This is a genomic window from Pseudomonas sp. LBUM1670, from assembly GCF_059695695.1.
The window spans coordinates 4,852,564-4,875,932 of sequence record NZ_CP166783.1 but is presented as its reverse complement, the minus strand read 5'-3'; the positions used below and the strand labels follow the sequence as shown (position 1 = coordinate 4,875,932).

The window sequence follows — 23,369 nt, the reverse complement described above, 5'->3', positions numbered from 1 at the left end:
GGTGTTACCGGAGTTACTGATGCGATTCAGCAGCCGCAGATCTTGTGTTCGCCACAAAAACCAGTGTGGGAGCGGGCTTGCTCGCGGAGGCGGTGTGTCAGTCCACAATGATGCTGAATGACACACCGCCTTCGCGAGCAAGCCCGCTCCCACAGGGATTTTTTTAATTCAGGGAGAGGCGTTCCAGCCCGACGAACGGGCAGTCTGCGAGCAATTCCTTCAGGCTGCGGCCATCCGCCAAACGCAATTCCGCCGGCGCCAGTTCGGCCAGCGGATACAGAACGAACGCGCGTTCCTGCATCTGGTAGTGGGGAACCTTGAGGCGGGGTTCATCGATCAGTCGATCGCCGAACAGCAGAATATCGAGATCCAGCGTGCGCGGCCCCCAGCGCTCAAGACGCTCGCGACCCTGTCCGTTCTCGATAGCTTGCAGCGCATCAAGCAGCTCCAATGGCGGGAGCGTGCTGTCGAGGGCGGCCACTGCGTTGGTGTAGCGCGGCTGGCCGGGCAGCAGAGAATCGCTCTGATAAAACGCGGAAACCCCGACCAGTCCGGTCTGCGGCAACCGCGCCAGCGCATCGACGGCGCTGCGCAGTTGTTCGGCGGGGTCAGCCAGATTGCTGCCCATGCCGATGTAGATGCGTTCCATGCTTACTCGCCCGTGGTGCTCGGTGCGCCGGCCGCGCGTTTGCGCTTGGCGCCACCGCTGCGGCGACGTTTGCGTGGCGCACCGGCGCCGTCGTCCTTGCCGCTGAGGTCGCGGATCATGTCACGACGTTCGCTTTCGTTGGCGTCCTGATAGTCCGTCCACCATTCGCCCAGGCCATCGGTCTGCTCGCCGGCGCTTTCGCGCAGCAGCAGGAAGTCGTAACCGGCGCGGAACCGCGGGTTGTCCAGCAACAGGTCGGCGCGTTTGCCGCTGCGGCGCGGCAGACGTTCCTGCATGTCCCAGATTTCACGGATCGGCATGGTGAAGCGTTTTGGAATCGCGATCCGCTGGCACTGTTCGGCAATCAGCTCGTGCGCCGCTTCCTGCATCGCCGGAATCGGCGGCATGCCACGATCCTGCAAGCGCAGCACGCGGGCAGGCAGGGCAGGCCACAGCAGGGCGGCAAACAGGAATGCCGGGGTCACCGGTTTGTTCTGTTTGATCCGCAGGTCAGTGTTGATCAGCGCTTCGCTGATCAGGGTGTGGGTGTACGTCGGGTTGTATTCCAGCGCCTCGGCACTGGCCGGGAACAGCGGATCGAACAACTGCAAGTCGACCAGCATCTCGAACGTGTCCGCGGCATGGCCGGAAAGGAACAGCTTGAGCACTTCTTCGAACAGCCGGGCCGACGGGATCTCGCGCAGCATCGGTGCCAGGTCGCGGATCGGCAGGGCGCTGTGTTTTTCGATGCCGAAATTCAGCTTGGCGGCGAAACGCACGGCCCGCAGCATCCGCACCGGGTCTTCCTGGTAGCGTTGCTTCGGATCGCCAATCAGGCGGATCAGGTGATTGCGAATGTCGTGTACGCCGTTGGCGTAATCGAGAATGCGTTCGCTGACCGGATCGTAATACAAGGCATTGATGGTGAAGTCGCGACGTTGCGCGTCTTCTTCCAGCGTGCCGTAGACGTTATCGCGCAGGATACGCCCGCTCTCGTTGCGGGAAGACTGGTTGCTGTCTTCCTCTTCGTCGTTTTGCGGGTGATTGGCGCGGAACGTCGCGACTTCGATGATTTCGCGGCCAAAGTGGATATGCACCAGTTTGAATCGACGACCGATAATCCGCGCATTGCGGAATTCGGCGCGAACCTGTTCAGGCGTGGCGCTGGTGGCGACGTCGAAATCTTTTGGCGTGATGCCGAGCATCATGTCACGCACACAACCGCCGACCAGATAAGCCTGGTAGCCGGCGTTCTGCAGGCGTTCGACGATATTCACCGCGTAACGGCTGAATTGCGCCTTTTGCAGCGAATGTTGGCCGCTGTTAAGCACTTCAGGCGTGCTGCGGATGTGTTGCGTATGACGCTTGGGAGAACGGAATGACTGGAACAGCTTCTTCAGCATGGGATGCACTGTTTGAAGGAATGTTCGGCCATAACGAAGAATGACCGCATGATGGGCGGGGATTCTAGCATTTAGTCGGGGGATGGTGTAGGACGCAGCAAATATGACTTGTAGGAGCGAGCTTGCTCGCGAAAGACGTGAACGATTACGCGTAGAACCAGATACCCCACGGTGTCCTTACGGTTTTCGCGAGCAAGCTCGCTCCTACAGTGAGGCGGGGTTTTCAAAAGGCAGAAACTACAAGGGGAGCCGAAGCTCCCCAAGAAGTAGTTGCAGGTTCTATTTTTGTTATTGGTTTCGGGCTTCTTGTTTTTGTTGCGTGCCCGCGTCATGAAGATTTCCTTCATGACCCTCCCAATCGGGAGCCAAGAGCAAACGGATTGCTTTGGTCGCTGTGCTGCAGTGATCTTGCGATCCAACCAGTTCAGGCTCTGTCTCAGGACAGTTTTTGTTGTTCTCGGCCTGGTCGTGGGGCGAACCCCAAATACAACGCCTCTCCAAAAGAATCAGTTAGCTGCGCCTCTCGCCGTCTTGTTTTTATTGTGCGTGAGTCGATTCGTCTTATTTTTATTGTCTTGTGCATTGCTTGTTATTGTTCTTGTACCAAACATATAGCAGGGTGCGTGCCAACTTTTGCGATCCCCAGCAAAACAAGGGGTTGCACCGTCTGATGGGGGTGTTCGAGGCCAAAAAAAACCGGGGCTTCGTTACCGTAAGCCCCGGCTTCTGTTACGTGCAAAAAATCAGGTAACAGTTTTTTCACAAAGTCATGTGTTACCCGCGCACCGTACAGGTGACGTTCAGCTTTCGCTGGCCACCCCGGTCTTGCGTCGCGGGATACCCAGGCGCTGCCGGCGCTCCCACAGGCATTTACGGCTGACCCCGAGTTTGCGCGCCAGCTCGGTTTCGGTCATGTGGTCCTGATGCTCGAGGACGAAGTGCTGGAAGTAGTCTTCCAGGGACAGGTCTTCGGTCGGCTCATGATTGCTGTTGCCGGCGCCGTTGCCCTGTTGCGGAGGCAGGCCGATGAACTCGTCGTCTTGCAGGTCGCTCAGCTCGATGTCGATGCCCAGCAGCTCGGCGGAGATCTCCGGGCTTTCGCACAGGATGACCGCACGCTCGACCGCGTTTTCCAGCTCGCGCACGTTGCCCGGCCAGGAGTAGTGACGAATCGCTTGCTCGGCGTCCGGGGCAAACTTCAGGTCGGTGCGGTTGACCCGCGCGCTCTGCCGCGCCAGGAAGGCATTGGCGATTTCGTTGACGTCTGCCCCGCGTTCGCGCAGGGCCGGCAATTTCAGGGCGATGACGTGGAGGCGGTAATACAAGTCTTCACGGAACTGGCCAATTTTCGCCAGGCTCTTGAGGTCCCGGTGAGTCGCGGCGATCAAACGCACATCGACTTTCTGCGACTGGACCGAACCGACCCGGCGAATTTCGCCTTCCTGCAACACGCGCAGCAAGCGAGCCTGGGCTTCCAGCGGCAGTTCGCCGATCTCGTCGAGGAACAAGGTGCCGCCGTCCGCCGCTTCCACCAGACCGGCGCGGCCAGCGCTGGCGCCAGTGAACGCGCCTTTTTCGTGGCCGAACAGTTCGGACTCGATCAGGCTTTCCGGAATGGCTGCGCAGTTCACCGAAATCATCGGTGCCTTGGCGCGTCTGGACAGGTTGTGCAGCGCGCGCGCCACCAGTTCCTTACCGGTGCCGGATTCGCCCTGGATCAGGACATTGGAGTCGGTCGGCGCGACTTTGCGGATCTTGCTGTACAGATCCTGCATCGGCGGGCAGGAGCCGATGATGCCGATTTCGCCGTTGCTGTTGTCGATACCTGGTTTCGCCGCGCCATTGGCGGCTTTGCCGACGGCAGGTTCACCGCTGGCCTGCACCGATTGCCGGTCACGCAGGATGCGCGCGACGGCCTGGAGCATTTCGTCGTGGTCGAAAGGTTTGGCGATGTAATCCACCGCGCCCATCTTCATCGAGTCGACCGCCGAACGCAGGCTGGCGTAGCTGGTCATGATCAGCACCGGCGTGCCCTGGCCGAGTTTGATCAACTCGGTGCCCGGCGCGCCAGGCAGGCGCAGGTCACTGACGATCAGGTCGAACGTGGGAATGGTGAAGCGTTCTTGTGCTTCCTGCACTGAACCGGCTTCGCTGACTTGGTACTGGTTGCGTTCCAGCAGGCGGCGCAAAGCGGAGCGGATAATTGTTTCGTCTTCGACGATCAAAATGTGCGGCATTGATTCGATACTCTCGACGGTCTCAGTTCACAGCGGACGTCGCTTCGACATGACGCGGCAAGGTCACCCGGATACGGGTGCCGCGTTGGCTTTGAACATCAGCCGGGCTGTCGATGGTGATTTGTCCATAATGCTCTTCAACGATGGAATAGACCAGTGCAAGGCCCAGACCGGTGCCTTCGCCAGGATCCTTGGTGGTGAAGAAAGGTTCGAACAATCTGTCCATGATGTTCTTCGGAATACCACTGCCTTCGTCTTCCACGATCAGGTCGACCGTGTGTTCGCCGGCTTCGCTTTTGACCCGCACCGCGCTGCCGGGAGGCGAGGCGTCACGGGCGTTTGAGAGCAGATTGATCAGTACCTGGGCGAGGCGCTGCGGATCGCCTTCGACCCAGTGTTCGGGGTCGCACAGGTTGTAGAACTGCACTTCGAAATTGCGTCGGTTCAGGGCCAGCAAACCGATGGCATCCTGGGCCACTTCGGCCAGACAGACGGGCTCGTCACTGTGCTGATGGCTGCCGGCATGGGCAAAACTCATCAGCGATTGAACGATGCGCGACACGCGTTTGGTCTGCTCCAGGATCTGCCCGCTGATCTCCTTTAGCTCGCCATCGTCTTCACGTTCTTCGCGCAGGTTCTGCGCCAGACATGCGATGCCGGTGATCGGGTTGCCGATTTCATGGGCCACGCCGGCCGCCAGTCGACCAATGCTGGCCAGGCGTTCGGAGTGCACCAGCTTGTCTTCGAGCATCTGGGTTTCGGTCAGGTCCTCCACCAGCAATACCAGGCCACTGTTACCCGGTGCGAGCGGTTCATCGATCGCCGCTTTGTGCAGGTTCAGCCAGCGAGTCTGACCATCGAGGGCCAGATGCTGCTTGTGCAAATGCTCGTCGGGCAGATTGATGAAGCCTCGCAGCAATTCTTTCCACGGATCGGCGATGGTGCTCAGGCGCGAACCGACCACGCGTTGCGCGGCAATCCCGGTCAGCTCCTCCATGGCTTTGTTCCACATGAGGATTTCCTGATCCTTGGCCAGCGAGCAGACGCCCATCGGCAATTCCTGCAGGGTCTGGCGGTGATAGCGGCGCAGGGCATCGAGTTCAGCGGCCAGGCCGGTCAGGCGCGAGTGGTAATCCTCGAGGCGGCTTTCGATGAAGTGAATGTCCTCGGTCACGTAGTTTTCGCCGCCGGCCTTGTAAGGCAGGAAGGTTTCAACCATGTCCTGCGCCACGCTAGGCCCCATCAGGCCGGAGAGGTTGGCTTCGATCCGGTCGCGCAAGCGGCGCAAGGCATAAGGCCGGCGCTCGTCGAATGGCAGATAGAGATCGCGTAGCGCTTGTTCGACTTCTTTCTGCGCGGCTTTGGCGCCCAATGGTTTTGCAAGCTGCGTGGCGAATTCCTGCGGCGAGGCGGCGTGCAGTTCGCGGCGTTGCGGGCGACGCACGTTGTCCACGGCGCAGGCTTCGGCGGCGCTGGCCTCTTCGGGGCTGGCGTTGGTGAACAGCGAAATCAGGGTGAACATCAGCACGTTGGCGGCCAGCGAAGCGATCGCGGCCATGTGCCAACTGGTGTCGTCCAGCACGTAAATCATGTTCAGCAGCGGAATGTAGAACCCCTGCAGGTTGCCGACCAGCGGCAACAGCATCGTCACCAGCCACACCAGAATCCCCGCCAGCAAACCGGCGATGAAGCCGCGACGGTTGGCGGTCGGCCAATACAGAACGGACAGCACGCCTGGCAGGAACTGCAATGTCGCCACAAACGCGACGATGCCGAGGTTGGCCAGATCCTGTTCGGTGCCCAGCAGCAAGTAGAAACCGTAACCGGCCATGATGATCGCGACAATCAATGCCCGGCGAGTCCATTTCAGCCAGCGATAGATGTTGCCTTCAGCCGGTGGCTGATAAAGCGGCAGCACCAGGTGGTTCAGCGCCATCCCGGACAGTGCGAGGGTGGTGACGATAATCAGCCCGCTGGCGGCCGACAATCCACCGACATAGGCCAGTAGCGCCAACGCCTTGCTGTTGGCGGCAATGCCGATGCCCAGCGTGAAGTATTCCGGGTTGGTGGTGGCGCCGAGTTTCAGCCCGGCCCAGAGAATCAGCGGTACGGCCAGACTCATCAGCAGCAGAAACAGCGGCAAGCCCCAGCTCGCACTGACCAGCGAGCGCGGGTTGAGGTTTTCGGTAAACGTCATGTGATACATGTGCGGCATCACGATCGCCGAGGCGAAGAACACCAGCAACAGCGTACGCCACGGGCCTTCCTGCAATGGCGTGTGCAAAGCGGCGAGGGCGGTCTGGTTTTGCAGCAGCCACAGTTCCAGCTGTTGCGGACCGTCGAACACGCCATACAACGCATAGAGGCCAACGCCGCCAAGCGCGATCAGCTTGATCACCGACTCAAACGCAATCGCGAACACCAGGCCTTCATGTTTCTCGCGGGTGGCGATGTGGCGCGAGCCGAAGAAAATGGTGAACAGCGTAATCAGTGCGCAGAAGCTCAGGGCTACACGATGTTGCACGGGCTCGCGGGTGAGAATGCCGATGGAGTCGGCCACCGCCTGAATCTGCAACGCCAGTAATGGCAGCACGCCAATCAGCATGAAAATCGTGGTCAGTGCGCCGGCCCAGGTGCTGCGGAAACGGAACGCGAACAGGTCAGCCAGCGACGACAGTTGATAGGTGCGGGTGATCTTCAGGATCGGATACAGCAACACCGGCGCCAGCAGAAATGCCCCGGAAACCCCGAGGTAGCTGGACAGAAAACCGTAGCCGTACTGATAAGCCAGGCCCACGGTGCCGTAAAACGCCCAGGCACTGGCGTAAACACCCAGCGACAGGGTGTACGTCAGCGGGTGGCGAATGATCGCCCGGGGGATCATGCCCCGTTCGCTGATCCAGGCTACGCCGAACAGCACCGCCAGATAGGCGGCGCTGATCAGGATCATCTGGGTCAGGCTAAAGCTCATCGGCATCTTTTTGGCTCTGCAGGATGAAGGTCACGACGATCAGAATCAGCCAGAGCAGATAAGGGCGATACCAGGCGCCAGTGGCGTCGATCCACCAATCCATGATGGCCGGGGAGAACAGATAAATCCCCACTACCAGGAGCAGGACCAAGCGATAGATGTACATCCCGGCCTCTCTTTTTTATGCGCGTGCCCGAAAACGTGCGGCGATGGTAACGGATGGGCGCGCCACTGCAAGTGTGATCACTGTAGTTGCGCTTCGGGCAGGTTGAGTGTGCGCGGGATCTTCAGTGCATCCCAGTGGACGATGCCCCAGTTCAGCACTTCACGTGGGGTGGCATATGCCAGTTCGGCGCCCGGATTCTGCCCGAGTGCGCGCAATGCACGCAGCAATAGCGGCGTGGCTTGGTCTTCGGTCAGCGGCGGTGAACGGTAGGACTTGCCGAGCTTGTGGCCATCGGGCTGAGTAATCAGCGGGATGTGCAGATAGCGCGGTTGCGGGAAGCCCAGCAGTTCTTGCAGGTAGAGCTGACGTGGCGTGGAGTCGAGCAAGTCGGCGCCACGGACGATGTCGGTGATGCCTTGCCAGGCGTCATCGAGCACCACCGCCAGCTGATAGGCGTAGAGCCCGTCGCGGCGACGGATGACGAAATCGCCAACATCACGCCCCAGGTGTTGCCGGTACTCACCTTGCACCCGGTCGATGAAATGGTATTCCAGCTCGGGGACGCGCAGGCGAATCGCGGCGTCTTCAGTGCCATGGCCGGCATTGCGGCACAGGCCCGGATAAATGCCGTGCCAGGGCTCAAGCTGTTTTCGCGAGCAGGTGCAGGCGTAGGCCAGGCCATGATTGAACAGGCGATTGAGCACTTCGGCGTAGGCGTCGTGCCGGTCGCTCTGTCGGACCATTTCGCCGTCCCACTCGAAACCGTAGCTTTCAAGGGCCTTGAGAATGGCCGCCTGCGCGCCGGGTACTTCCCGTGGCGGATCGAGGTCTTCCATGCGCATCAGCCAGCGACCGCCCACCGCACGCGCGTCGAGGTACGAGGCCAGCGCTGCGACCAGCGAACCGAAATGCAGATGGCCGCTTGGCGTGGGGGCGAAGCGTCCGATGTAGGCGGGGGAGGCGATGGCGGTCATAAGGGCAATTTACGTTGTCCGGGCGTGCACAAGTCACTTGTGGGAGCGGGCTTGCTCGCGAAAGCGGTGTGTCAAACACCATCAATTTTGAATGTCAGACCGCATTCGCGAGCAAGCCCGCTCCCACAGGTTTTGTGTCGGGGCGAATTGCGGAAACAAAAACGGAGCGTTCGCACGCTCCGTTCTTCGTTCAAGTCGCAATTACTTGCCGACTTGCTTTTCCTTGATTTCCGCCAGGGTCTTGCAGTCAACGCACATGTCGGCGGTAGGGCGGGCTTCCAGTCGCTTGACGCCGATTTCGACGCCGCAGGACTCGCACCAGCCATATTCTTCGTCTTCGATCAGTTGCAGCGTCTTGTCGATCTTCTTGATCAACTTGCGCTCACGGTCGCGGGCGCGCAATTCAAGACTGAATTCTTCTTCCTGGCTGGCACGGTCTGCCGGGTCAGGGAAGTTGGCCGCTTCGTCCTTCATGTGATCAACCGTGCGGTCGACTTCCTGCATCAAGTCCTGTTTCCACTTGTTCAGGATCTTGGTGAAGTGAGCGCGCATGGGTTTGCCCATGTACTCCTCGCCCTTTACTTCTTTGTAGGGTTCGAAGCCGCTGATCGACTGATTTTGCTGCTTTGCTTGGGTGGACATGAAATAGACCGCCTCTACTCTTGTAATCCATTGCGCAGGATTGCTCCATCACCGACACCTGCCGGCCCTGCGGCTGCAAGCGGGCGAACTTACCAGATCAAATCGGACCGCGCTACTCCCGGATGTCGAGGTAGTGGCCCGAGGCGAGTGCAAATGATTGCAAAGCCTTGTCTGGTGGTGCTGGAGACCTGATCAATTAATGATTTTAGTCAAACCTTGCGCACTCGCATGAGTCGTTTGTGGCCAGGGTCATAACGCGTCTGACCGCTTTAGGTTCTCGCTCGTTCCTGCCCTTGGGTAGAATCGGTTTTTTTACCCTGTTGAAGGAAGGCTAATGGCTCAGTCCTACAGTGCCCGCAGTCGCGCGATCGAACCGTTCCATGTCATGGCGCTACTGGCGCGGGCCAACGAACTGCAAGCCGCTGGCCACGACGTGATCCACCTGGAAATCGGCGAACCGGACTTCACCACCGCCGAGCCGATCATCCGGGCCGGCCAAGCCGCATTGACGGCGGGGAAGACCCGTTACACCGCCGCCCGCGGCATCCCCGAGCTGCGCGAGGCGATTTCAAACTTCTATCAACAACGTTACGGTTTGAACATCGACCCACAGCGAATCCTCATCACGCCCGGCGGTTCCGGCGCGTTGCTGCTGGCCAGCGCCTTGCTGGTGGATCCGGGCAAACACTGGCTGCTGGCGGACCCGGGTTACCCGTGCAACCGGCATTTCCTGCGGTTGGTGGAAGGTGCGGCGCAGCTTGTTCCTGTGGGGCCGGACGTGCGTTATCAACTGACACCGGACTTGATCGAGCGTCATTGGGATCACGACAGCGTTGGCGCGCTGGTCGCGTCGCCGGCCAACCCGACCGGGACGATCCTGACCCGCGACGAACTGGCGGGGCTGTCGACCGCGATCAAGGCACGCCACGGCCATCTGGTGGTGGACGAGATCTATCACGGCCTGACTTACGGCACCGATGCCGCCAGTGTGCTGGAAGTCGACGACAGCGCCTTCGTGCTGAATAGTTTTTCAAAGTATTTCGGCATGACCGGCTGGCGACTCGGTTGGCTGGTAGCGCCGGAAGCGGCAGTCGGTGAGCTGGAAAAGCTGGCGCAGAACCTTTACATCAGCGCCCCGAGCATGGCACAGCATGCGGCGCTGGCCTGCTTCGAACCCGCGACCATTGCCATTCTGGAAGAGCGTCGAGCCGAATTCGGCCGTCGCCGCGATTTCCTCTTGCCCGCCTTGCGGGAGTTGGGCTTCGGCATCGCCGTGGAGCCGGAAGGCGCGTTCTACTTGTACGCTGATATCAGCCAGTTCGGCGGCGATGCCTTCGCGTTCTGCCGACACTTCCTCGAAACCGAGCACGTGGCGATCACGCCGGGCCTCGACTTCGGGCGTTATCAGGCCGGCCATCACGTTCGGTTTGCCTATACCCAAAGTCTTCCGCGCCTGCAGGAAGCGGTTGAGCGCATTGCTCGCGGCTTGAAGAGCTGGCAAGGCTGATGCGCTTTCATCCTCCCCTTGAAGAAGGTCGCCTGATCCGACGTTACAAGCGTTTTCTCGCCGATATCGAAACCGTTCGCGGCGAGTTGTTGACCATTCACTGCCCGAACACCGGCTCGATGCTCAACTGCCAGGTCGAAGGCGGGCAGGTCTGGTTCAGTCGCTCCAATGATCCGAAACGCAAGTTGCCGGGCACCTGGGAAATCGGTGAAACCCCTCAAGGGCGGCTGTTTTGCGTGAACACCGGCCGAGCCAACGGTTTGATCGAAGAAGCGCTCAGGGCTGGCGTCATCAGCGAACTCAACGGCTTTACCGAGCTGAAGCGTGAAGTGGCCTACGGACAGGAAAGCAGCCGTATCGACTTTCGTCTCGATTACCCGAGCGGGCCGGCGTATGTAGAAGTCAAAAGCGTCACGCTGGGATTCGATGGCTCATCAGTCGCGGCGTTTCCCGATGCGGTCACCCAGCGTGGCGCCAAGCATTTACGGGAATTGGCTCATTTGGCCCGGGACGGGATTCGTGCGGTGCAGTTGTATTGCGTGAATCTCACCGGCATCGATGCCGTGCGTCCTGCAGAGGAAATCGATTCGGCTTACGCGGCCGCTTTGCGAGAAGCGGTGGCGTGCGGGGTCGAGGTGTTGGCTTACGGCGTGCGGTTGACCCATGAGGAAATGGTGATCGACCGGCGTCTGGAGGTGGTGCTCGGCGGTTAAAGGCTGATCCAGATTCCTTGATCGTCTTCGCGACTTTCAACGGTGGTCAGGGATTTGCCGGCGCAGGGGCCGGCGACGCACTCGCCGTCTTCGATCAAGAACAGTGCGCCGTGAGTGGCGCACTGGATCAGGCTGTTGCTGGGGTCAAGAAACTGGTCGGGTGTCCATTCCAGCCCGACGCCACGGTGCGGGCAACGGTTGATGTAGACGTAGACCTGACCGGCCCGGCGCACGGCAAAGAGCTTCTGACCGTCGAGTTCGAAACCGCGGCTGCCGGATTCGGCCAGCTCAGCGCCTGCGCAAAGAAACTTCATGTCTATCCTCAATCCGGTAGCTCGTGACCGGACATGTCCGAGCTTGACGTGCAAATGCAAACAATTATCAAATGGCCGCCTTGCCCGTCGGGTGCAGGTGCCGGACGCCGAGGATACTTGGCCTGTCACTTCAATGCCTGGGAAAACTTTAAAGGAAGCTGTTTATGCGCCTGAGTACCCGCGTTGCCGCGCTGTGTGTCGGACTCTTCGTCAGCCACCACGCCGCGGCGACCGAGTTGCCACAACGCTGGGTCAGCGCCGGTGGCGCCCTGTCGGAGTGGGTCAGTGCGCTGGGCGGTGAATCGAAACTGGTGGGTGTCGATACCACCAGCCAGCATTCGGAATCCCTCAAGGCGTTGCCCAGCATCGGCTATCAACGGCAACTGTCGGCAGAAGGCATTCTGAGCTTACGTCCGCAAATTCTGGTCGGCACCGAAGAAATGGGCCCGCCGCCAGTTCTGTCGCAGATTCGCACGGCTGGCGTGCAAGTCGAACTGTTCTCGGCTCAGCCGGATGTGCCGACGTTGCAGGGAAACTTGCAGCGGTTGGGCAAGTTGCTCGGCGCTGAGGACCGGGCGGCGCAATTGTTCCAGGTTTATCGACAGCAACTCGATCTGCAAAAAATCCGCGTCACCAAAGCGCAACTGACACAACCTTCACCGGGCGTACTGGTGCTGCTCGGTCACGCTGGCGGCAAACCGCTGATAGCCGGCAAAGACACCACCGCCGATTGGCTGATCCAGAAGGCTGGCGGGCACAATCTCGCGACGCATACCGGTTACAAACCTTTCTCCAATGAATCCTTGATCAGTCTTGATCCTGAAGTGCTGGTGTTTGCCGATCGCGCACTGACCGGCGAAACGGCGCGTGCAGCGTTGTTCAAGGAAAACCCGATTCTGTCCTCGACCCGCGCCGCCAGGGACGGGCGCGTCATGGAGCTTGATCCGACGCTGCTGGTGGGTGGGCTCGGTCCGCGGTTGCCCGATGCGTTGAAAAAAATCAGCGACGGTTTCTACCCCGGCACTGTCGCCCAATGACAATCCTGGTAAAACCCCGCGCATTGTTCATGGGTCTGAGCCTCCTGTGTTTGTTGGCGATCTGGCTGTCATTGGCGCTGGGGCCGGTGAGCCTGCCGTTGCTCGATACCTTGCGGGTGGCGTTGCGCATGATCGGCTTGCCCATTGCGCCTGACGGGCTGGAGCAGGCCGAACTGATCCTCGGACAAATTCGCCTGCCGCGTACCTTGCTGGGGTTGGCGGTGGGCGGTGTGCTGGCGCTGTCGGGCGTGGCGATGCAGGGGTTGTTTCGCAACCCGCTGGCCGATCCGGGCCTAGTGGGTGTTTCCAGTGGCGCGGCATTAGGGGCGGCGATTGCGATTGTCGGCGGTTCCGTATTTGGCGGTTTGCCGGAATCCTTCGGGCCTTATCTGTTATCGCTGTGCGCGTTTCTGGGTGGCCTTGGCGTGACCGCGCTGGTGTATCGACTGGGCCGGCGAAGCGGGCAAACCAATGTCGCGACCATGCTCCTGGCGGGTATCGCATTGACGGCGCTGGCAGGCTCGGCCGTGGGACTGTTCACCTATCTGGCGGACGACGCGACACTGCGCACGCTGACCTTCTGGAACCTGGGCAGTCTCAATGGCGCCAGCTATTCGCGACTCTGGCCGTTGCTGCTGATCAGTGTCGGCGTGGCGCTGTGGTTGCCGCGTCGGGCCAAGGCCCTGAATGCCTTGCTGCTGGGAGAGTCGGAGGCCGGTCACCTGGGCATCGACGTCGAAAAGCTCAAGCGCGAGTTGGTGTTTTGCACGGCGTTGGGTGTCGGCGCGGCAGTGGCGGCGGCGGGGATGATCGGATTTGTCGGGTTGGTGGTGCCGCATCTGGTGCGTCTGCTGGCAGGTCCCGATCATCGGGTGTTGTTGCCGGCCTCGGTGCTGGCGGGCGCCAGTCTCCTGTTGTTCGCCGATCTGGTGGCGCGACTGGCGCTGGCACCCGCCGAACTGCCGATCGGAATCGTCACCGCGTTCATCGGTGCACCGTTCTTCCTCTATTTACTGCTCCGAGGGCGTGCCTGATGTTGCGAACGCAAAATCTGCAAATCCGCCGGGGCCGCAAGATCGTCCTGACGGACATCACGCTTGAACTCAATCCGGGGGAAGTCCTCGGCGTACTGGGGCCTAACGGTGCCGGCAAAAGTACGTTGCTGGGTGCCTTGTGTGGTGAGTTGCCGGCGAATCATGGCAGCGTGTGGCTCGATGACCGCGAGTTGCGTGACTGGACTGGTGCACAGCGAGCCCAGCGTCTGGCGGTATTGCCGCAAGTCTCGACCCTGGACTTCGCCTTTCGCGTCGAGGAAGTCGTCGGTATGGGGCGCTTGCCGCATCAGACTGGCCGGATCCGCGATGACGAAATCGTCGCCGCCGCGTTACAGGCCGCCGATGCCGGGCATCTGAGTGGTCGCAGTTATCTGGCGTTGTCCGGCGGCGAACGGCAGCGGGTGCATCTGGCGCGGGTGCTGGCGCAGCTCTGGCCGGGCGAAGCGGGGCAAACGCTGTTGCTCGATGAGCCGACGTCGATGCTCGACCCGCTGCACCAGCACACCACCCTGCAAGCGGTGCGCGAGTTCGCTGATCGCGGCGCGGCGGTGCTGGTGATCCTGCATGATCTGAACCTGGCGGCGCGTTATTGTGATCGCCTGTTACTGCTTGAAGGCGGGCGCCCGGTAGCGCTCGACACACCCGAGCAGGTGTTGCGTCCGGAGCCGCTCAAGGCAGTATTCGGGCTGGAAGTGCTGGTGCAACAGCACCCGGAGCGCGGGCATCCGCTGATTATCGCCCGCTGAGTTTTGAGGGGAGTGAGTGCATGCGCGTCATGGTGATTCTGGCTGTGCTGATGCTCAGTGCTTGCCAGCATGTTTCGACGCCGCCACCGGTCGTCGGCGAGATTCGCGACGTGCGCAGCGGTCAGACGTTGACGGCGCAGGAACTGGTGCTGCGACTGGCCAAGCCTTCGCGGTTGATCGTGGGTGAGCAGCATGACAATCGCGATCACCATGAACTGCAACGCTGGTTATTGCAGGTGCTGGGAGAGCAGCGCCCGCAAGGCAGTCTGCTGCTGGAAATGCTCACCCCGGATCAGCAACTGCGCGTAGATGACGTTCGCCACACCTCGACGCTGCCCGCCGATCTGCCCGGTGCATTGGCCTGGGAGCCTGGCTGGGACTGGAATCTCTACGGCCCGGTCGTCCGTTTCGCCCTGACCCAACCGTATCCACTGCTGGCCGCCAATCTGGATACCGTCGAAGTGCGTGCTTTCTACACCAGACCGCCGGCATTGAACGGCGCTCGCGCCAATGCCGCACCGGTCAAGGCTGAATTGCTGGCCCAGATCAGCGATTCCCATTGCGGCCTGCTGCCCGCCTCGCAAATGCCGGCGATGCTCGCGGTGCAGCAACAACGTGATCGACGCATGGCCGAGCGGCTGCTGGCAGCACCCACTCCGTCGCTGCTGTTTGCCGGCGCTTATCACGCGCGCAAGGATGTGGGTGTGCCGATTCATGTACTTGACCTGGGAGCGCCGGAACCCACGGTGTTGATGCTGGCGCAGCAGGGCAGTGAGGTCACGGCGGCGATGGCCGATTACGTCTGGTACACACCGGCCACACCGGCGCCGGATTACTGTGCCGAGATGCGCCAAGATCAAACCCTGAAAGGCAATCAGTGAGTATGTAGTTGGGCACTACACCGATCTCCTGTAGGAGCCGGCTTGCTGGCGAAGGCAGTGGGTCTGTCAATAAATGCAGTGACTGAGCGAACGCATTCGCCAGCAAGCCGGCTCCTACAGACAGGCAAAAAAAGACCCGGCAAGAGCCGGGTCAAATAACCGTGATTAGCCTGATGAGGAGATATCTGAGAGTCCGAACCAAGGGCTTTTCAAATATCGACCAGTCTCGCGACCAGTTGTGCTAATCATATCGATTCTCATTACCAAGTCAACCGTGGATTCTTCATTTATTTGAAAATCACCTGCCGGTTGCCGGGAAGCCCCGTAATCATTGGGTTTCAGTGTGTTCGCTTGAGCGAACTCAGCTGCGTGATCTGCTTGTTCAGCAGGTCAATGCGTTGGGCCATGCTCTCGATCAGGCCGTGGGCGATCTTCGGATTGCTTCGGGTCAGCGTGAGAAACTGGTCTTTCGGAATCAGCATGACGGTGCTCGGTTCGCTGGCGATCACACTGGCGTTTCGCTTTTCACCAGTGAACACCGCCAGGGCGCCGAAGATCTCGTTTCTTGGGACATCGCCGACTTTATGTCCGTCGACAAAGGCTTCGGCGTGCCCTTCGATGATGACGAACACATGATCGGCCTCATCGCCCTGATGGACCAGCAGGTCGCCTCGCGCCACACGCTGAAAGCCGTTGGTGCTGCGAAACTCGGGTTGTTTAAGGCGCGCGACTGCGTCGGTCAACAGCGCGGTCTGGCCGGCCAGGTATTGCAGGAACAGCTCCGAGCGTTCCGGGTCGGCGTAGATGTGCTGGAAAACGTCGGATCGCAGATACGGCGTCAGTGCCAGTGGGCTATCCGAGCACAAGCGACAGCGTGGCAAATCGGCGTCCTGGCGCAAGCCGACCAGATCGCCTTCATGCAGATAAAACAGTGGGCGTTCGTCGATACAGCCATGCAGCAGGCCGCTTTTCAGCGCAAACAGTTGATTGCCAGGCAATAAGGCGGCCAGGTTGTCGACCGCTGCCAATTCCAGCGCCGGGCCGCAAGGCGACAAATGCTCCAGCAGTCGGGCGGGAATATTCTGCAATCGGTTGATCAATGCGTCGGCGTAGGCCGGTTGTTCCCCAAGTAAGTACATGACGGCTACACCCGTTCAGTTCTTGTGGCGTGACGAGATAGCTTCCAGCTGTTTATTCAACGCTTCCTTGCGCTCGGCAGGAATGTCGTTCCAGTGCACGTCCATCAAAGCGCCTTCGATCGCATACAACAACACCTTGGATGCCCGGAACCCGCGTGTTCGCACGGCCCGATAAGCATCCACCGCACCCAGGCGACGCAAGTCCGAGGCGCTGTGGATGCCCACGGCATGCAGCCATTGCGCCGACGTCTTGCCAAGATTCTTCAGGTGCTGCAGTTCATCATTCATCAAGCCTCCTTGCGACGGCCGAACGGTGCGTGGGCAAGCTTCTGAGGAGTGTAGCCATCAGTAGGAAAAGCGTGATTGTTTGGTCGGTTTCGGAGCAAATGCTTCTAAGAGGCAATGCAGTAGAGGAGGGCAACGCAAATAACTAATGGGGGCGCGGGCTTGCTCGCGAAAGTTTAACCTTCAACATTCATGTCGACTGACACTACGTCTTCGCGAGCAAGCCCGCTCCCACAGGGGGGCGCGTCGTGTCAGGGAGGCGATGCGATGTTAGCGGGTGCGATAGCGCAGGCGTGTGCCGAAATTCATCGACATCAGTATTTCGTCTGCACTCAGTTCTGGCGGAAAGTAGGCGCCGGAGATCTGTGCGTGGGCCAGGCTTGCCCCTTCAAGTTTGGAGCGAGTGAAGTCGATACCGCGCAAGTCGGCGGAACGGAAATAGGCATTGGTAAAGTCGACGCCATCAGCATTCAGCTCACGCAGGTCCAGGCCTCGGAAGTCACCACCGACCATGTCGATAGGTCCGTCTTTTGGACGTTCGTTGTTGAAACCTGTGATGTCGTCTTTGTGCAGCAAGGCATAAAGCGGGGTGTCGAGAAGTTTGGGCTGGCTCATGTCACATCACCTGTTGGTTTTATGACGCCAGTATAGTGCCACTATTTGACAGCCGTGAAGCCGGCGAAGGCTCCACGGCTGAAATATTGCTTACAGGCCCGGCAGGCGTTGGCGAATTTGCGCAACAACGGTGTCGAGGGTTCCGCTTTCATTGGTCTGAACGCGCTTGCTGCACAGAATTTCCTCTGGCGTCAGGGCTTCACGATTCGCTTGCTGGGCCGCGATAACGGCCAGGTTGGCGTCGGACGGATCCTTTTTGTCTGCCTGACGCAGGGCCAGCCAACTTTCGATCACGGCTTGTGGTGCGTCGCAATCAAGGATCAGGAACGGCGCGCCGGTGGCTTCGGCAATTTTTGCCGCGCCGTCGCGCTGTTCGCGCTTGAGGTAAGTGGCATCGACCACCACCGGGAAGCCGGCACGCAGGATCACGTCCGCGATTTCATGCAGGCGGGTGTAGGTTGCGGCGCTGGCGTCGGCGCTATAAATGCCGGCCTGCGGATCGTTCGCAACGGTTTGCTCGCCGAACAGGCGTTTGCGTTCTACATCGGAGCGCAGGCGAATCGCGCCCAACGCTTCCACCAGACGCATGGCCACATGACTTTTGCCGACAGCGGAAACGCCGTGGGTGATGGCCATGAAACGCGAAGGAATGGTGCTGTAGCTTTCCGCCAGGTTGGCGTAGTTGCGGTACTGGCGCAGGGTGGTGGCGCGCTGCACCGGGTCGGCTTCGGCCGGCATGCTGAACAGGCTGACCTTGGCGCGAACCAGCGCACGGTAGGCTTTATAGAAGTTCAGCAGTTCCAGGCCCTGGTAATCGCCGGTCAACTCCAGGTATTGGCTGATGAAGCGACGTGCCAGGCTTTTCAGGCCGCGGTCTTCAAGGTCCATCGCCAGGAAGCCGGTGTCTGCATAGACGTCGGTGAAGCGGAACGGTTCGTTGAACTCGATGCAGTCGAAGATCACGACCTTGCCATCGATCACGGTGGCGTTGCCCAGGTGGATATCACCGTGGCATTCGCGGATAAAGCCTTCAGCCTTGCGCTGGGCAAACAGCGGCTTGAGGCGTTCGAAGCTGCTTTCGGCCCAGGCTTCCAAAGCCTCAAGTTGCAGCAGATCGGCCTTGTCGCTGAGGAACGGACGGATCTGTTCGAAGTTCTGGCGTACCGGCGCCATCACGCTGTCCGGGGTGCCGGCTTCATGTTCGGCAGGCACTTTTGGCGCGGTGAGGTGGAATTGAGCAATCTGTTCGGCCATCTCGTCGATGTGCACGGTGGTCAATTCGCCGTTGGCCTGCAGCGTGCTGAGCAACTGGCTTTGTGGGAATTGACGCATTTTCAGCGCGTAATCGACGACCGGGCCGGCGCCACCCAGTTGCGGGGCTTCAGCGCTGCCGGTGATTGGCAACACTTCAAGATACAAATCATTAGTCAGACGCTGGTTCAGGCGCAGCTCTTCGCCACAGAAATGCTCGCGTGCATCAAGACTGGTGAAGTCGAGGAAGCCGAAATTAACCGGTTTCTTCACTTTATAAGCAAACGGGCCTGTGAGGATGACCCAGGAAATGTGGGTTTCGATGACCTGAAACCCGTCTACCGGATGCGGGTAAAGGGCCGGGTTTTGCAGGGCGGCGATCAGGGACTGGCTCACAGGCATTCCTTCAGAGTCTGGGAAAATTCACGGCCGCCATTATGGCCGCAAGTCCGCCTGACGCAAACCTCGGAGGGCTCCTGTTGAGTATGAATAAAGTGCGTATAATCCGGCGCCATGACTCGTACTCGATCCCCCCGCACCCCCAAAAAACCACCTTCCAGAGGCCTGAGCCCCTGGCTGGGCTGGGCCCTTAAACTCAGCCTGGTCGGCCTCGTGGTGCTCGCCGGATTCGCGGTGTACCTCGACGCCATCGTCCAGGAGAAGTTCTCCGGCAAGCGCTGGACCATTCCAGCCAAGGTGTATGCGCGCCCTCTGGAGCTGTTCACCGGCCAGAAGCTGAGCAAGGATGACTTCCTCACCGAGCTCGATGCCTTGGGCTATCGTCGCGAAAGCGTGAGCAACGGCCCCGGCGCGGCGACGGTCAATGGCAACACCGTTGACTTGAACACCCGTGGCTTCCAGTTTTATGAAGGCCTGGAGAAGGCCCAGCCCGTGCGCGTACGGTTTTCCGGCGATTACGTGGCCGAGCTTTCGGCGACCAACGGTTCGAAGCTGTCGGTGGTGCGGTTGGAGCCGCTGATGATCGGCGGGATTTACCCGAAAAATCTCGAAGACCGCATTCTGATCAAGCTTGATCAAGTCCCGCCGTATCTGCTGGAAACCCTGGTCGCTGTGGAAGACCGGGACTTCTATAGCCACTGGGGCGTGTCGCCGAAGTCGATTGTCCGCGCCATCTGGGTCAACACCTCTGGCGGCAAGATGACCCAGGGCGGTAGTACGCTGACGCAACAGTTGGTGAAGAATTTCTACCTGACCAGCGAACGCAGCCTGACCCGCAAACTCACCGAAGCCATGATGGCGATGTTGCTGGAGTTGCATTACGACAAACGGGAAATTCTTGAGGCTTACCTCAATGAAGTGTTCGTCGGTCAGGATGGCCAGCGTGCGGTCCACGGTTTCGGTCTGGCCAGTCAGTTCTTCTTCGGGCAGCCGTTGTCCGAGTTGAAACTGCATCAAGTCGCCATGCTGGTGGGCATGGTCAAGGGCCCGTCCTATTACAACCCGCGTCGCAACCCGGAGCGGGCGCTCGAGCGGCGCAACCTGGTGCTCGATGTGCTTGAGCAACAAGGCGTCGCCACCGCCGAGCAGGTCGCGGCTGCGAAGAAAATGCCGCTGGGCGTGACGACGCGCGGCAAGTTGGCCGACAGTTCGTTCCCTGGTTTTATCGACCTGGTTAAACGTCAGTTGCGCGAAGACTATCGCGATGAAGACTTGACCGAAGAAGGTCTGCGGATCTTCACCAGCTTCGACCCGATTCTGCAGATGAAAGCCGAAGCGTCGGTCAACGATACGTTCAAGCGTTTGTCCGGACGCAAAGGTTCCGATGATGTTGAAGCCGCGATGGTCGTCACCAACCCGGAAACCGGTGAAGTCCAGGCCATGATCGGCAGTCGTCAGGCGAGCTTCGCCGGCTTCAACCGGGCGCTGGATGCTGTGCGACCGATCGGCTCGTTGATCAAACCGGCGGTTTATCTGACAGCCCTTGAGAAGCCGAGCCAGTACACATTGACCAGTTGGCTGTCGGACGAATCTTTCTCGGTGAAAGGCGCTGATGGTCAGGTCTGGAAACCGCAGAACTATGATCGCCGTTCCCATGGCACGGTTTTCCTGTATCAAGGCCTGGCGCATTCCTACAACCTGTCGACTGCGCGTCTCGGGTTGGCGGTGGGCGTGCCGAATGTCTTGAAGACCGTGGCTCGCCTGGGTGTGAGTCGCGAATTCCCGGCATTCCCGTCGATGCTGCTGGGTGCCGGCGGTATGACCCCGATCGAAGTGGCGACCATGTACCAGACCCTCGCCAACGGTGGGTTCAATACGCCGATGCGCGGGATTCGCAGCGTACTGACGGCCGAAGGCGAGCCGCTCAAACGGTATCCGTTCCAGATTCAGCAGCGTTTCGATCCGGCTTCTATTTACCTGGTCCAGAGCGCCATGCAGCGAGTCATGCGTGAAGGCACCGGCAGTTCGGTCTACAACGTGTTGCCGAAAACCCTGACGCTGGCCGGCAAGACCGGTACCAGTAACGATTCGCGAGACAGCTGGTTCGCCGGTTTCAGTCAGGATTTGCTGGCGGTGGTGTGGCTGGGTCGCGACGATAACGGCAAGACACCGTTCACCGGCGCCACCGGCGCGTTGCAGGTCTGGACCAGTTTCATGCGCAAGGCCGATCCGTTGCCACTGGACATGCCGCAGCCAGACAACGTGGTTCAGGCCTGGGTCGATTCACATACGGGACAAGGCTCTGATGCCAGCTGCCCAGGCGCCGTGCAGATGCCGTATATTCGTGGCAGCGAACCGCCTCCCGGCGCCGCTTGCGGTGGCGAAAGCCCTGTTTCCGGCGAAACGGTGATGGATTGGGTCAAGGGCTGGATGAATTAAGCAAAGAGGGTTTCAAGTGAACAAATGGTTGATTCCAGCGGTTGCCGCCGTGGCTTTGCTCAGCGGTTGCTCCAGCGTACAGCGCGGTTCGATCCCGGTTGTGGATTCCGGCAGTGCCGTGTCCAACAGTGAACGGGTGTCGGCGAATGGCGGTTATCGTCAGACGACGGTTAAACGTCCTGTGCAATCCCAGACCCAGGCGATTCCGCAAGGTGATACCGGCGTCGTGGTGATGGTACCGGGTGGCGGTGCAGTGTCGGCGCCGATCAGTACTTCGCCGATCACCCCTGGCCCGATTACTCCGGGGCCGATCGACACCTCGCCGGTCCAGTCGGCGCCGATCAATCAGGGCAGCTACAGCATGCCGTCGACGCCGAGCGGGATTCCTTCCTCAAGCGCCGGTGGCCTGTCCGCCGATGAGCAACTGGACGGTCCGGTGTTGGCATTGCTGACCACCGCACAGCAGCAACAGGCCGGTGGAGACCTTAACGGTGCCTCTTCCAGTCTCGAACGCGCCCAGCGTGTTGCGCCCCGCGAGCCGCAAGTGCTTTATCGTCTGGCTCAGGTGCGCATGGCTCAAGGCGATGCAGCCCAAGCCGAACAGTTCGCTCGTCGGGGTCTGACGTTAGCCAATGGTCGTCCTGCGCTTCAGGCCAGCCTGTGGGAATTGATCGCGCAAGCACGTGAGAAACAGGGTGATTCCACAGGTGCATCACTGGCCCGTCAGAAGGCCAAGGTTACGTCGTGATGGACATACGCTTTCCGAAAATTGCCGAGCAGTTGCTGTTGATCGAGCGTGAGCTGCGCGTTCAGGGATGGTGGGACGATGTCTCGCCCTCCGCCGAAGCGCTGTCCAGTGTCGAGCCCTTTTCGGTCGATACGCTGGATTTCGAGCAGTGGCTGCAATGGATTTTCCTGCCGCGCATGAAAGTAATCCTGGAGCAGGATTTACCGTTGCCCAATGCCTCGGGCATTCAGGAGATGGCCGAAATGGTCTTCGCCGCCCGCAATGTTCAGGGCAAGGATCGGCAGTTGCAGGTACTGCTCAAAGAGTTCGACCTGCTGATCACCGCCTCCCGCTGACCTCGGTCCTTTGTAGGAGCTGTCGAGTGAAACGAGGCTGCGATCTTTTGATTTTGTTTTTTGATAGCAACGTCAAAAGATCGCAGCCTCGTTTCACTCGACAGCTCCTACAGGCCCCGACAAATGATTACTGACAGTTCTCGGCGATCTGTCGCTGTGCTTCGGCGGTGCGGTCCTGACGTTGCTCGTCGGTCAGGCGGCGCATCTCACCCTCGACATCCTCCCGTAATCGCGGATTGTTCTGCAGTTGAGCCAGGTTCGTCCGCGCCTGCTCGCAGAACACCTTCAGTTGGGCTTGCTGCTCGGCGACCTGTTTTTTCACTGTCTTATCGATGGCCTGTTGATCGCCGATGGCGCTGCTGCGTGGCAGCGTAGACGGCTTGCTCGCAGAGGGGGAGGGCGTGACCACGGTCGTGGCTTCCCGGCCCTGGGGTGGTTGCGCATCGAAGTGGGTAACACCCCGCTCATCGACCCATGTGTAAATCTGTGCAGCCATGGACACAGGGCTGATGCCCATCAGCAGGCTGGCGGTCAGGAAAAACGTTCGCATGCCATTTCCTTGTAGTGGGTTGCGCAATTGAAGCTAACACAGTTGCTGTTTCGCGGTTTTTTCTTGCTTTCTCATGTGCTTACTTCAATAAAGCACATTGACGACTTGACTTGCAGGGGACGAAACAGAAGAATCCAAAGTCCGCTGTAGAGGGACTGCCAGAAGCAGACCCACTCGGTAGATCATGAGGCGCACATCCGCGCCGACCTGTTACACCCGCAACGCGTTACCTCGCGCTGGGTGGGAAAGGCCCGCAACACTTGGGACGATCCCAATACTTGCTCAGTCAGTGCTGACGTAGTCGGCGACCACC

Annotated in this window: 22 protein-coding genes; 9 read left to right on the top strand and 13 right to left on the bottom strand. The window is 60.0% G+C overall.

Annotated elements, in window-relative coordinates; all coding sequences use genetic code 11:
• Positions 1-163 precede the first annotated feature (163 nt).
• The 7 genes from folK to dksA form a co-directional block, all read right to left on the bottom strand.
• The gene (gene folK / locus ACA073_RS22245; protein ID WP_497399518.1) at positions 164-649 is read right to left on the bottom strand and encodes a 2-amino-4-hydroxy-6-hydroxymethyldihydropteridine diphosphokinase; all 486 of its coding nucleotides are present in this window, start codon (positions 647-649) and stop codon (positions 164-166) included.
• Positions 650-651: 2 nt separating this feature from the next.
• On the bottom strand, positions 652-2,052 hold the full coding sequence (locus ACA073_RS22240; protein WP_497399516.1) for a polynucleotide adenylyltransferase PcnB: 1,401 nt from the start codon (positions 2,050-2,052) through the stop codon (positions 652-654).
• 800 nt (positions 2,053-2,852) lie between these two features.
• Positions 2,853-4,289 carry a sigma-54-dependent transcriptional regulator gene (locus tag ACA073_RS22235; protein WP_497399514.1) on the bottom strand — a complete coding sequence of 479 codons (1,437 nt, stop codon included), beginning with the start codon at positions 4,287-4,289 and terminating at the stop codon, positions 2,853-2,855.
• 22 nt (positions 4,290-4,311) lie between these two features.
• Positions 4,312-7,266, bottom strand: a complete 2,955-nt coding sequence (locus ACA073_RS22230) for a sensor histidine kinase (protein WP_497399512.1) — start codon at positions 7,264-7,266, stop codon at positions 4,312-4,314.
• A complete protein-coding gene (locus ACA073_RS22225) occupies positions 7,250-7,426 on the bottom strand; it encodes a hypothetical protein (RefSeq protein WP_003176118.1) in 177 nt (58 codons plus the stop codon). The genes ACA073_RS22230 and ACA073_RS22225 overlap by 17 nt, the downstream gene beginning before the upstream one ends.
• Positions 7,427-7,503: 77 nt before the next feature.
• Positions 7,504-8,400 carry a tRNA glutamyl-Q(34) synthetase GluQRS gene (gene gluQRS, locus ACA073_RS22220; RefSeq protein WP_497399510.1) on the bottom strand — a complete coding sequence of 299 codons (897 nt, stop codon included), beginning with the start codon at positions 8,398-8,400 and terminating at the stop codon, positions 7,504-7,506.
• A 201-nt stretch (positions 8,401-8,601) separates the two neighbouring features.
• Entirely contained in the window at positions 8,602-9,042 is a 441-nt protein-coding gene (dksA, locus tag ACA073_RS22215; RefSeq protein ID WP_090179905.1) for an RNA polymerase-binding protein DksA, read from the bottom strand.
• A 334-nt stretch (positions 9,043-9,376) separates the two neighbouring features.
• Between dksA and ACA073_RS22210 the strand changes: the two genes are divergently transcribed.
• Both ACA073_RS22210 and sfsA read left to right on the top strand, forming a co-directional pair.
• On the top strand, positions 9,377-10,549 hold the full coding sequence (locus tag ACA073_RS22210) for a pyridoxal phosphate-dependent aminotransferase (protein WP_497399508.1): 1,173 nt from the start codon (positions 9,377-9,379) through the stop codon (positions 10,547-10,549).
• On the top strand, positions 10,549-11,262 hold the full coding sequence (gene sfsA, locus ACA073_RS22205) for a DNA/RNA nuclease SfsA (protein WP_497399506.1): 714 nt from the start codon (positions 10,549-10,551) through the stop codon (positions 11,260-11,262). Before ACA073_RS22210 ends, sfsA begins: the two co-directional genes overlap by 1 nt.
• Here sfsA and ACA073_RS22200 read toward each other — a convergent pair.
• The gene (locus ACA073_RS22200) at positions 11,259-11,576 is read right to left on the bottom strand and encodes a Rieske (2Fe-2S) protein (protein ID WP_497399504.1); all 318 of its coding nucleotides are present in this window, start codon (positions 11,574-11,576) and stop codon (positions 11,259-11,261) included. The two genes, sfsA and ACA073_RS22200, sit on opposite strands and share 4 nt — an antisense overlap.
• Before the next feature lie 164 nt (positions 11,577-11,740).
• Here ACA073_RS22200 and ACA073_RS22195 point away from each other — a divergent pair, with 164 nt between their 5' ends.
• Genes ACA073_RS22195 through ACA073_RS22180 form a run of 4 tightly spaced genes read left to right on the top strand, consistent with a single transcriptional unit; the run spans position 11,741 to position 15,295 of the window.
• On the top strand, positions 11,741-12,613 hold the full coding sequence (locus tag ACA073_RS22195) for a heme/hemin ABC transporter substrate-binding protein (protein WP_497399502.1): 873 nt from the start codon (positions 11,741-11,743) through the stop codon (positions 12,611-12,613).
• Positions 12,614-12,663: 50 nt separating this feature from the next.
• The gene (locus ACA073_RS22190) at positions 12,664-13,647 is read left to right on the top strand and encodes a FecCD family ABC transporter permease (protein WP_497404190.1); all 984 of its coding nucleotides are present in this window, start codon (positions 12,664-12,666) and stop codon (positions 13,645-13,647) included.
• Complete coding sequence (locus ACA073_RS22185) at positions 13,647-14,414, top strand: heme ABC transporter ATP-binding protein (protein WP_497399500.1); 768 nt, start codon at positions 13,647-13,649, stop codon at positions 14,412-14,414. Before ACA073_RS22190 ends, ACA073_RS22185 begins: the two co-directional genes overlap by 1 nt.
• Before the next feature lie 20 nt (positions 14,415-14,434).
• Entirely contained in the window at positions 14,435-15,295 is an 861-nt protein-coding gene (locus ACA073_RS22180) for a ChaN family lipoprotein (protein ID WP_497399498.1), read from the top strand.
• A 338-nt stretch (positions 15,296-15,633) separates the two neighbouring features.
• On the opposite strand, the gene ACA073_RS22175 is transcribed toward ACA073_RS22180, so the two are convergent.
• The 4 genes from ACA073_RS22175 to ACA073_RS22160 form a co-directional block, all read right to left on the bottom strand.
• Complete coding sequence (locus ACA073_RS22175; protein ID WP_497399497.1) at positions 15,634-16,434, bottom strand: Crp/Fnr family transcriptional regulator; 801 nt, start codon at positions 16,432-16,434, stop codon at positions 15,634-15,636.
• Between the two features lie 15 nt (positions 16,435-16,449).
• Positions 16,450-16,722, bottom strand: coding sequence for a TfoX/Sxy family protein (locus tag ACA073_RS22170; RefSeq protein ID WP_007971093.1), 273 nt, complete (start codon positions 16,720-16,722; stop codon positions 16,450-16,452).
• A 267-nt stretch (positions 16,723-16,989) separates the two neighbouring features.
• Positions 16,990-17,334 (bottom strand): pentapeptide repeat-containing protein, encoded by a 345-nt coding sequence (locus ACA073_RS22165; protein ID WP_497399495.1) that lies wholly within the window; start codon positions 17,332-17,334, stop codon positions 16,990-16,992.
• Positions 17,335-17,424: 90 nt separating this feature from the next.
• Positions 17,425-18,981, bottom strand: a complete 1,557-nt coding sequence (locus ACA073_RS22160) for a bifunctional aminoglycoside phosphotransferase/ATP-binding protein (RefSeq protein WP_497399493.1) — start codon at positions 18,979-18,981, stop codon at positions 17,425-17,427.
• A gap of 117 nt (positions 18,982-19,098) precedes the next feature.
• Here ACA073_RS22160 and mrcB point away from each other — a divergent pair, with 117 nt between their 5' ends.
• The 3 genes from mrcB to ACA073_RS22145 are packed head-to-tail and all read left to right on the top strand — an operon-like array spanning position 19,099 to position 22,506.
• Entirely contained in the window at positions 19,099-21,423 is a 2,325-nt protein-coding gene (gene mrcB, locus ACA073_RS22155) for a penicillin-binding protein 1B (protein ID WP_497399491.1), read from the top strand.
• Between the two features lie 16 nt (positions 21,424-21,439).
• Positions 21,440-22,171 carry a tetratricopeptide repeat protein gene (locus ACA073_RS22150; protein WP_497399489.1) on the top strand — a complete coding sequence of 244 codons (732 nt, stop codon included), beginning with the start codon at positions 21,440-21,442 and terminating at the stop codon, positions 22,169-22,171.
• Positions 22,171-22,506 (top strand): YqcC family protein, encoded by a 336-nt coding sequence (locus tag ACA073_RS22145; RefSeq protein WP_497399487.1) that lies wholly within the window; start codon positions 22,171-22,173, stop codon positions 22,504-22,506. Before ACA073_RS22150 ends, ACA073_RS22145 begins: the two co-directional genes overlap by 1 nt.
• Positions 22,507-22,633: 127 nt before the next feature.
• On the opposite strand, the gene ACA073_RS22140 is transcribed toward ACA073_RS22145, so the two are convergent.
• On the bottom strand, positions 22,634-23,056 hold the full coding sequence (locus tag ACA073_RS22140) for a DUF4124 domain-containing protein (RefSeq protein WP_497399485.1): 423 nt from the start codon (positions 23,054-23,056) through the stop codon (positions 22,634-22,636).
• Between the last annotated feature and the right edge of the window lie 313 nt (positions 23,057-23,369).